This window comes from Bradyrhizobium sp. CCGB01 (genome assembly GCF_024199795.1).
GTDB lineage: Bacteria > Pseudomonadota > Alphaproteobacteria > Rhizobiales > Xanthobacteraceae > Bradyrhizobium.
Window position 1 is genome coordinate 1,677,866 of the sequence record NZ_JANADK010000001.1, and the last position, 10,110, is coordinate 1,687,975.

6 protein-coding genes and 2 pseudogenes are annotated in these 10,110 nt (G+C 57.6%); 5 read left to right on the forward strand and 3 right to left on the reverse strand.

Annotation, left to right across the window (positions count from 1 at the left end):
• The first annotated feature begins 741 nt into the window (after positions 1 to 741).
• Positions 742 to 946, forward strand: a pseudogene (locus NLM25_RS44285) (cold-shock protein).
• 1,405 nt (positions 947 to 2,351) lie between these two features.
• On the opposite strand, the gene NLM25_RS44290 reads toward NLM25_RS44285, so the two are convergent.
• A complete protein-coding gene (locus NLM25_RS44290) occupies positions 2,352 to 2,726 on the reverse strand; it encodes an NAD-dependent epimerase/dehydratase family protein (RefSeq protein WP_375167813.1) in 375 nt (124 codons plus the stop codon).
• On the reverse strand, positions 2,642 to 2,965 hold the full coding sequence (locus NLM25_RS44295; protein ID WP_375166932.1) for an NAD-dependent epimerase/dehydratase family protein: 324 nt from the start codon (positions 2,963 to 2,965) through the stop codon (positions 2,642 to 2,644). Before NLM25_RS44295 ends, NLM25_RS44290 begins: the two co-directional genes overlap by 85 nt.
• A 51-nt stretch (positions 2,966 to 3,016) precedes the next feature.
• Between NLM25_RS44295 and NLM25_RS44300 the strand changes: the two genes are divergently transcribed.
• Positions 3,017 to 3,157, forward strand: a complete 141-nt coding sequence (locus NLM25_RS44300) for a hypothetical protein (protein WP_375166959.1) — start codon at positions 3,017 to 3,019, stop codon at positions 3,155 to 3,157.
• Between the two features lie 132 nt (positions 3,158 to 3,289).
• On the opposite strand, the gene gmd is transcribed toward NLM25_RS44300, so the two are convergent.
• Positions 3,290 to 4,375 carry a GDP-mannose 4,6-dehydratase gene (gmd, locus tag NLM25_RS07640; protein WP_254116318.1) on the reverse strand — a complete coding sequence of 362 codons (1,086 nt, stop codon included), beginning with the start codon at positions 4,373 to 4,375 and terminating at the stop codon, positions 3,290 to 3,292.
• A 1,023-nt stretch (positions 4,376 to 5,398) separates the two neighbouring features.
• Here gmd and NLM25_RS07645 point away from each other — a divergent pair.
• From NLM25_RS07645 to NLM25_RS07655, 3 genes and pseudogenes are all read left to right on the forward strand, one after another.
• Positions 5,399 to 5,714: pseudogene (locus NLM25_RS07645) on the forward strand (hypothetical protein).
• Between the two features lie 1,647 nt (positions 5,715 to 7,361).
• Positions 7,362 to 8,216 (forward strand): electron transfer flavoprotein subunit beta/FixA family protein, encoded by an 855-nt coding sequence (locus tag NLM25_RS07650; RefSeq protein WP_254124165.1) that lies wholly within the window; start codon positions 7,362 to 7,364, stop codon positions 8,214 to 8,216.
• Positions 8,217 to 8,250: 34 nt separating this feature from the next.
• A complete protein-coding gene (locus tag NLM25_RS07655; RefSeq protein WP_254116320.1) occupies positions 8,251 to 9,519 on the forward strand; it encodes a dicarboxylate/amino acid:cation symporter in 1,269 nt (422 codons plus the stop codon).
• Positions 9,520 to 10,110 lie beyond the last annotated feature (591 nt).

Genomic DNA, 10,110 nt, shown 5'->3' on the forward strand with positions numbered 1-10,110 from the left:
GCGCGGAGGCAAAGACCTGAGGGGCTCTGACGAGAAGCAAAGAGAAGGCGCAATATGAAGCAACGAAAGGCGGATAAAAGCACGAATCGTTCGTGGTGAGTCTGACTAAAGGGCGAAAGGGGCATTTCTTGTGGAAACGAGCGGCAACGAGATCAAGCTCGATTTGGTTGGCGCTTCAATTGTCCTAAACGCTCGCTCGCCCGTTCTGTAGTCAGAGCCGGAGTCGCCCATAGCCTGCGCTCAGCGCAATTGTAACATGGCCGCGGCCGCTTCGGTCACTCGTGCAATTCACCAAAGCCACGAAGAGAGCTCTTGACGAACAAAGCGCTATGGAGTTCGCCCCGGGGGGGTCTATCTTCGCAACACCGCGACGGGCACATTGATGGTCATTGGCAACAACAACAGGCTTGCTCGATCTCCGGCAACTCGCGCAATCGAGCAACGGTTCAGCGCGATGGACAAGCCTTAGATGGATACGATGCGGCTGAAACCGTCATCAACCGAACTGACTTCATAAGAAGTGACATGGAAATCGTTCTCACGGCCGCATGCCGTGGATTTCCCGTGCGCGTGTGGGCTACAACGCAGATCATCACGTTGTGGCATCGCCATTGTACGCCGCTCAGACTCCCATGACATCGCTCGATGTTACAATACGCACGGTTCCACGCTGCGGATGGCCTTGATGCCAGTAGGAGCTTTTGGCTAAAATCGCGTGGGTTCAGATTGGAGTTGCTGTGGGTGGCGTTAGGTACTGTGAAATGGTTCAATCCGACTAAGGGCTATGGTTCATCAAGCCAGATGATGGCGGCCGTGATGTCTTTGTGCACATTCGTGCCGTTAAAAAGGCGGCTACACCGCGCTGGCAGAGGGTACAAAGATCAGCTACGAGATGATAGCCGGACGTTCTGGCAAAATGTCCGTCGATAATCTTCGGCTTGGATAGTCTTGCTCGCGTAAGCAAAAAGCAACCGCGCCATGGTCGTTCTGGCGCCGCCTCCGGCTGGTCCGCGAGGCGGAGGTTCGGCCTCAGCATCAGCATATCTTCGCAGAGCGGCTGAGTCCGGATTCTTATCTGGCACTTTATTGCTAGTGCCCCTATAGGGCGGCAATTGTCTGGGTTGCTTGAACGGGTGACTACGCTGAAGCATTCTAAACGCTGCTTTTGCCTTGAATGTGGGCTCGCCGTGAACGGGAACAAGGCGCCTCGATGGGCAGGCTAGCTTGAAATAGAATGCATCCCGAATGGACTCTTGAGGCACGCCGCTCGTTTTGCCGATTCGCGAACCAGACCGCTTTCATCAAGATTCACAGGTGGAGGATATTTTTTGGAAGCGGCATTCCTGGCGGGAGACATTTTTCGAAGGCGTCGGTGGGCGCTTCGCCCGAAGTTGCCGCACCTCAGATCTCGTGCCGGGGAGCGCCTGCTAGTTTAATGCGATGAAATGCCGCGCACTCTCGCGGCCATTGGCGGAACTTCGGCGGCACATAGCTTATACTGCGAAGTTCTCCTCCGATTGCCCGCTACTATCTGCGCAACACGTGGAGCTACGCTGGCGCTGGAGACCCGGCTATCTCTTGAGATCCGTACTAAGGGGCGAATGGGATGGACGGCGCTGCGTGGCCTCAGGTTCGGGCGATCTTTCATCCACCGATGGGGCGCCGCAGCGTTCCTCAACAATCTGGAAGCCGCCTCCACAGCCATAAGCCGAACTGAATGGGTCATAAGATGGATAAACATCGGAGATGCCCATCGCGTTCTTGGTGATACCAATACAGAGAAGGGGATACTTTGACGAGGCGTTGCAGGACCTGAAACATTCAGCAAAATCTTGAATGTCGCCTCGGAGTTGTCCACTCGGCTCTAGCGGGCGAGTGCAAGCTTGGGTCGGCGCGGAGACAGGAAATTTTCGCCATCAGTACTCCATGCGAGAACGGGATCGAGCAGGGATGTGCGGAAATCAAACCTTAACGGGCGAGGCGTTCGTGCGGCATGGAGGACAGCGAATCCGGTCGTGCTCATCGTGAAGCCGAACGGCAGGGTATCGAGTTCTCTAGTTGAGAGTACGTCAAAGTGCCATTTTCGATTGATTTCGTGTACGCCAGGATCGCAGCCCACATTAGCAGTGAGGAGCATGAGCGTAGAGTATGGGAACCAAATGCTCGGCCGCGGTATTGGCTGCGTTGACGCGTTGGACCTGATCGGTTCGCTCTCCGAGGAATGTTATCGAGGTACCGCCTGGCTGCAGTCAGAATCGCAAGGACTTGAACGAAATGGGCGCGGTCGTTTCTCGAGGACCGCGGTAGTCCTAAAATCTTCGCGGTGCGAGCGCCGAGGGGCGAGCGCTAGCTTAAATCTTCTTCAGTCCTCGTTTGATGTCAGAAAGGCTCGGTAAGCCTGCTGGATGCCGTCTTTCAGAAAGGTTTTTCGCGCGCCAGCCGAGCTCTGCGAGTCGGGTGACGTCGAGCAATTTACACGGCGCCCCGTTGGGCCGAGAGCTGTCGAAAGTGATCTCACCGCGATAGCCAACGATATTTGCGACGACGCGGGCGAACTCTCCGATGGTGATGTCCTCTCCTGTGCCAGTTTCGACGAGCTCGGCGCCGGAATAGGCCTTCATCAGGTGTACGCAGGCATTCGCTATGTCATCCACATAGAGAAATTCACGGCGTGGCATGCCCGTGCCCCACACCACGACACTTTTTGCGTCAGAGATCTTGGCCACGTGAAAGCGGCGATCAGCGCTGCGATCACGTGGCTATGCTCGGGGTGGTAGTTGTCGCCTGAGCCGTACTGGTTGCTCGGCATCACGCTGATGAATTCGCTTCCGTACTGACTACGATAGGCTTTCACCATCTTGATGGCGGCGATCTTGGCAATTGCATGGGGCTCATTGCAGGGCTCGAGTGACCGGTCAGCAGCATGTCTTCGCGCAACGGTTGGGATTGCAAGTTTTGGATAGATGCGAGAGGAGCGCGGTCACATCAGCTTCTCGACCCCGTTGAGGTTCGCCGCGTGGACGACATTCGCGGCAATCGCGATGTTGTCCTAAATAAGCTCGGCGCGCAGTGTATCATTTGCGACGATGCCGCCGACCTTGGCGGCAGCCAAGAACACGACCTGTGGGGGTGTTTGGACGAACCACCGAACACCTGAGCCTGATTGCGTAGATCTATCTCGCTTCGGTCCAAAGTGACAAGGCGCGCGTTTTCCTGCGCAAGCCGACGCATCAGCGCGGCGCCGACCATACCACGATGGCCGGCGACATAGACCGTCTGACCCCTCAGCTCAAACAGTGTTACGGCCACCAACGGCCTCCCGCTTCGCCTCGTCCAGGTCGCTTGCTACCATCTCCTGCACGAGCTGTGCAAAGCTGCGCTTCGGCTTCCACCCCAGCTTTTGCCGTGCCTTGCTGGCATCGCCAATGAGGAGGTCGACCTCGGTCGGCCTGAAATAGGTCGGATCGATGCGGACCACGGTCTTACCGCTCCTCACATCGACGCCTGTCTCATCGACGCCCTTGCCGCGCCACTCGATCTTGCGGCCGACCTCGGCAAAGGCAAGATTGACCATCTCGCGCACCGACCGCGTCTCGCCGGTTGCGAGCACGAAATCATCGGGCCTGTCCGCCTGCAGGATCATGTGCATGCCTTCGACGTAATCACGTGCATGCCCCCAGTCGCGCTTGGCCTCGAGGTTGCCAAGATAAAGCGAATCCTCGAGACCAACCTCAATGCGGGCGACGGCGCGGGTGATCTTACGGCTGACGAAAGTCTCGCCGCGGACTGGACTCTCGTGATTGAACAGAATGCCGTTACTGGCGAACATGCCGTAAGCTTCGCGGTAGTTCACCGTGATCCAATAGCCATAGAGCTTGGCCACGCCATAGGGTGAGCGCGGATAAAACGGCGTTGTCTCCTTCTGGGGAACTTCCTGAACCAGGCCGTAAAGCTCGGACGTAGAAGCCTGGTAGAAGCGGATCTCTTTCTCCAAGCCAAGGATCCGGATCGCCTCAAGAAGGCGCAGCACGCCGATCGCGTCAGCATTTGCCGTATATTCCGGACTTTCAAAGCTAACGCCGACGTGGCTCTGGGCGGCAAGATTGTAGATCTCGGTCGGTCTGATCTGCTGAACCAAGCGAATCAGATTGGTCGAGTCGGTCATGTCGCCATAGTGCATAAGAAATGGCACACTTCCGACATGCCGATCCTGATAGAGATGATCGACGCGCGCGGTGTTGAAGGAAGAGGACCGCCGCTTGATGCCATGCACGACATAGCCAAGCGACAGGAGATGTTCGGAGAGATAGGCGCCATCCTGCCCGGTCACGCCGGTGATCAAAGCGACACGCCGTTGAGAGTTTTGATTAGTCAAGTTTCATCCTGGTGCAACCGAACCGATCGGCTTGCGCGTCCCTCAGCCCCCTCTGGCCGCGAGTACCTGGCGGGAGCTGCATCGAGCCGCGTCAAAACCACTTCCTTGATAAGGAATTGAGTGCTGAAGGACAATAGACATCTACAGCGATGATTTCGCAGCAGTTTTTGTCTGTCTCGGTGTTCTTGCCTGCCGGAAAGGCGGTTCAGAACAGCTGTGCCGGACAGTCCGCGTGGTGTCGCTAACTTCCTTGAACGCTAGGTGAGGATTTTGTGCGCCGATGCATAACTCCTTGGATCAATCAAAATCAGAATCCGCCTAGCAAGCAGTGTCGTCCAACCCTTCTTCTCGCACGATGGTTTGGGAGCCGTTAGGATGCAGGGACGGCCAAGCGGCATCGGATCAGGCCACGGCCAGCCATTTCCATCGCCGCCTTGTGCTTGGTTCCAAGCGAAAGCGAGCCTCCGCGCAGTGCCCTGCTGTCGTTCGAGGGAGCGAGGGGTAGCGTGAGCGCTTGCTGAAAAGAAATGGTCCCCAAGATAAAGCATTTCGAGGGCTGCAAGCCGGCATCGTTCAGGTTTATGCGCCAGCCTGAAAACTCGAACCGGAGTACGAGACAACGGCAAACGCGGTCGGATCCGAACGCGCCGCCATCGAATGACGAGTTTGAACAAACGTCCACGGACTCTTTTGCAGGCGCAGAAGAAGCGTCAGACGATGCGTGAGTTATCCCACTTGAATTCAGGAACGCACGGTCCGTATTATCATCATGGCAGAACCGGGGAGATCTCCAAATGCTGGATACGGCTACCGCAGGGCTTCTGCGCGCTGTCCTCGAAGAGGTCTGCGCGAGCATTTCGCGCTATGAGACAGGCGTGCGCGCGCATGTCGCTGCTAAGCTTCTGGAAGCCGCCATTAGAGGTGAAACGATGCCCGACCGTTAAAAACAGATTGGCCTCGAAGCGCTTCGCGATGCACCGACGATGTGGCGGTAGGTGCGGACAAACTAGTTTCCCCACTCAGGTGAACTTCCAGGTTACCGTTCTAAAGATCCTTGTGAGCTACCCCGACGGTTTCGCGCCGATGGCTGAGCTTAAGAGCGACATGGCCATTCTGGCCACGAGCGGTCGAGACTGGGCCGAGCGCACCAAGAGAATGGTCGCGCGCGTCCCGAACCTCGACATTTTTTTCGCAGAAGCTTGTTGAGCGGGGCAATGGTGGCTGGCGCATCACTGAAAAGGGACGTGCCCTGCTCGATCTGATGGAAGCGCGTGCGGCCGCTGCGGAGGCGCCGCTCAAGACAAACCCATCTGTGCCCGCCCGCCGAAGCCGAGGATGAGCCGATCGGTCAGGGCCGATGATCCAAGCCCGACGCCGCCCTATTATCCCTCTATCACTCAACCGAGTTCGTTCTCCGCATAGGGTAATCGGACTTACCTCGTTGGCGGATAAGCCGGAGATCGGCTGAAGCCATCGAATAGTGCGCTCCCTGCGAGGCCTGTATCGTCCCGCGCTGGGCGCATATACCGACTGATGTAACGATCACGGAACGCACTTCGGACAGACTCGATCGCTCTGCGCGACTACCCGCGTCTCACACCGAGAACCAGAAAACGCGTGTGAGGATGCAGGCCGTGGAGAACCCCCTAGAGCCGCCGGTAGCTTGCCTCTCGCGTGATGCGATTACGCCCAATTCGAATCCGCGGTCACACCGCGCCGCTCATGTCGTGGGCTATAAAACCAAGCAGAAAATTGAGGCGACCCACAGCGCTACGTGCTTCCACCAGGACAACTGGCGCTCGGACGTCTCACGCGCTATCGCCGCAGCCAAGCCGCCCAAGCTCATTCCTGCCATCACAATTGAAAACAAATCAATGCCTTCCATAGGCGCTCCGTTCAACCGGGCGTGCCAATGCTGCCATTGTGTTCCTGTTGGTTTTTTCCGAAATGCTCTGTGTCTGCTTCCGAACAAGCTCGGTAAGCTCGGAAGCTATTGCAGCTCGCGTGCGGGCGAGGAGGTCAGCGCTGACGCCGAGGCGAACAGGAAAAAGCCGTCAGGCGAACGGCCACCCGAGAGGGCAATTGAATGTGCAACCATGCAAACAACTGTGTCCGGTCCAGGCAAGCCAAGTTCCGTTTAATCTGCTTACTCATCCAAGAGAAAGTCCTGCAACCTGACGCTACGTTTGATTTAACCCCGAACGAGATTCCTAACAGCCGGTTCGTAGAAGCTCTGCTTGAGCTCAGAAGAACACTTGATGCCTACGTGGAATCAAGTTGTCCGGCCTAAGAGCGGTCGCCATTCGCGAATGTTAGTTGCGCCCCACTTGCTGACACCGAGCTCTTGAGCGACATCAATGCGGCTCCAGAGCGTCTCCATCTACGTTGCATTTGTAGCCGAACAACCGACCTCTCGGGTTGCTGAGGCTATGGGCTCGGATTGCTAGGCAGTCCGGGCCCACTATCTGCGAACCGCGTTTGACAATTCGAATTGAGTTGATATTTCAGCAGCCATTCCTTCAATGCCGTTCGTGCGCTCTTGGAATCAGCGTTGTGGGTGTGTGGCACGCTACTTGCTTTGACAACGTAGCATCGCCGCCCAGCCTGGTGATGCAGGGGCGGGCCTGGCGCGCCCCGCTTGTACGTCACGCCCGCCCTACTCTCTGACTTAGAGGCTCCCGTCGGTTTGGCGGAAAGAAATGCATAACTTGACGCGGTCTTAGATTCAGGGCCGCCCGGAGGGATCGTCGTATGGAAGGTCGGCGCGGACTGCAGCCGAAGCGTTGCTTGGTCGCATGCGGCCTGAACATGCGAAACAGATTGTCGGATCTGAGACGTGCCGTCAGAATCGCTGAGCGGGTGACACCAACGTCGCCCTCAGTGAACTCACGCCAACCTGCATCAACATCTAAGTGTTGAACCACGTCTACTGGTATGAGACATGCTGTTTCGAATCAATTCCTTGCAGCTCTTGGAGAGAGGATCGATGCATAACGTCGTCTGCATAAAGCAAGTGCCGGACTCAGCGCAGATTCGCGTACATCCCGTGACGAACACCATCATGCGCCAGGGCGTACCGACTATCGTTAACCCTTACGACTTGTTCGCGCTGGAAGCTGCGCTGGAGCTCCGCGACCAGTTTGGCGGCGAGATCACTATTCTGACCATGGGACCTCCAGCCGCGGAAGATTCGCTGCGGAAGGCACTGACGTTCGGTGGAGATCGCGCGGTGTTGCTCACTGATCGTGTTTTCGCAGGGGCCGATACGCTTGCGACCAGTTACGCGCTGGCAACGGCGATTCGCAAAATTGGAGAGGAGTACGGCCCGGCCGACCTCATATTTACGGGCAAGCAGACGATTGATGGTGACACCGCTCAGGTTGGGCCTGGGATCGCCAAGCGGCTTGGGGTGGTGCAACTCACTTATGTCGCGGGGATCACCAGGCTCGATCTTGAAGCGCGCGCGATCGAGGTCGAACGACGCGCGGAGGGCGGTGTGCAGGTGCTGCGCACAAAGCTGCCATGTCTTATTACCATGCTAGAGGCGACAAACGAGATTAGGCGAGGAAGCATGATCGACGCCTTACGTGCGGCGCGCACTCCCATCGTGAAGTGGAGCGCACATGATGCAGGCGTCGCAGATATCTCAAAATGTGGTCTTAAAGGCTCACCGACTATCGTTAAGCGAGTCTTCGGCCCTTCGCAGCGTGCCGAGAGAGCAGTGTTGGTGGAAGGCGCCGAGCAACCTGTACCAGCGTTGATAGACGAGATATTCAAGCACCGGCCAAAGCTTGAAACTGAACTTGCAGCCCTGGCGCGCGCTTCTGAGCAGGCGCCGTAGTGAATCTCTTGCGATCGTCGCGCCGTGGTGGGTTATGAAGCCGTGGTACAAGACTCTCTACGCCCAGGTGCTGATCGCCATTGTCCTGGGCACCATCGTTGGCTGGCGGTGGCCCGCGCTCGCCACCAACGACTGGATCAAGGCGATGGGCGACGGCTTCATCAAGCTGATCAAGATGGTGATCGCCCCGATCATCTTCTGTACCGTGGTCTCAGGCATCGCCCATATTCAGGACGCCAAGAAAGTCGGTCGCATCGGCATCAAAGCGCTAATCTATTTCGAGATCGTCTCGACCTTTGCGCTCCTGATCGGCCTCGTTGTGGGTAATCTCGTTAAGCCGGGTGCCGGGTTCGGGAGCGGCGCAGTCAACGCCCAAGCGGTGGCCAACTACGCCAAGCAGGCCGAAGGACAAAGGAGCGTCGACTTTATCCTCCACATCATCCCTGACACCGTTGTCGGCGCCTTCGCGCAAGGCGAGATCCTACAGGTTCTGCTGTTCTCGGTCTTGTTCGGCTTCGCCATCATGGGCCTCGGCGAGCGTGGCCACGCGATCCGCAACTTCATTGATGATGCCGCGCATGCAGTGTTCGGCGTCATCGCGATCGTGATGCATGCCGCGCCGATCGGTGCATTCGGCGCGATGGCCTACACCATCGGCAAGTTCGGCTCCGGCGCGATCCTCAATTTGATCGGCTTGGTTGCAACGTTCTACGCCACTGCGGCATTGTTCGTATTCATCGTGCTTGGCGTAATCGCGCGTTTGGCCGGCTTCTCGATCTTCCGCTTTCTTGCCTACATCAAGGACGAGCTGCTGATCGTGCTCGGCACCTCGTCCTCAGAAAGCGCACTGCCGTCCCTAATGGAGAAGCTGGAACGACTCGGCTGCTCCAAATCGGTGGTCGGTCTCGTGGTGCCCACGGGCTACTCGTTCAACCTCGATGGCACCAACATTTACATGACTCTGGCCTCCCTCTTCATCGCACAGGCGCTCGGCTTCGATCTCACTCTGAGCCAGCAGATCACGATCGTGATCGTCGCCATGCTGACCTCCAAGGGCGCCTCCGGCATCACCGGCGCGGGGTTCGTCACGCTCGCTGCGACGCTGGCGGTGGTCGATCCGCGGCTGGTGCCGGGGATGGCGATCGTGCTTGGCATCGACAAATTTATGAGCGAATGTCGCGCGCTGACCAATCTCTGCGGCAATGGTGTCGCCTGCGTGATCGTCGCCTGGTGGGAAGGTGAGCTCAATCGAAAGGAACTCAGTGGACGCGTCTGCTGGAAATCCATCGGACGATCAACATGAGACCGGGATCGGCGGGCGCCATGCACTCGATGCCGAGGATGAGCGTCCTCGCGACCAGCCCGTACCGCCGTGACGGTCCGCTCAGCACGCGGCGCTTGTCTCTGCGGCCCCGACAGAAGGAGCTAGGTCGAGGCTTGCCGTGCGAGTAGCAAATAGCGCGGCCATTGCCGAACTAAGGAAAGAGGGGGGGGCGGCCACTGGTATTCTGTCAACGAGAGCGAGATGCCATAAGATCTCAAGGCCGGCGTTAAGCTCGGAGCGCAGCCGATGACGCCGAGGATCTTCAGAGCTCGTGAGCGTCGTCGCCAGCTCGCGAAAGAAGCAGAGCGGTCATCTCGAGGCGGTCCCATCCAGCTCCAGAAATTGAGCGACGCTCCATGCTCCGGCAGAACTGCTTTGTCACGGCAGCTGCAACGAGCCAAGAATCATCTCTGGAGAAGTTCTGTTAACGCGTCACTCGCGCTCGCCGAGCAACGGACTTCGTCTATGTCGTGAGACAAAGTGATCGCTCTAGCCTTGATAGCAGCTATATGCGGGGGATTAAGCGCGTGGCATTCAAGCCAATTCAAGCGTTGGCTCAGTTCTTCGAGC

Bases quoted from the DNA above. Each gene is read 5' to 3' on its own strand.
- NLM25_RS07650 (WP_254124165.1), top strand. From the start codon at position 7,362: ATGCATAACGTCGTCTGCATAAAGCAAGTGCCGGACTCAGCGCAGATT.
- NLM25_RS07655 (WP_254116320.1), top strand. From the start codon at position 8,251: ATGAAGCCGTGGTACAAGACTCTCTACGCCCAGGTGCTGATCGCCATT.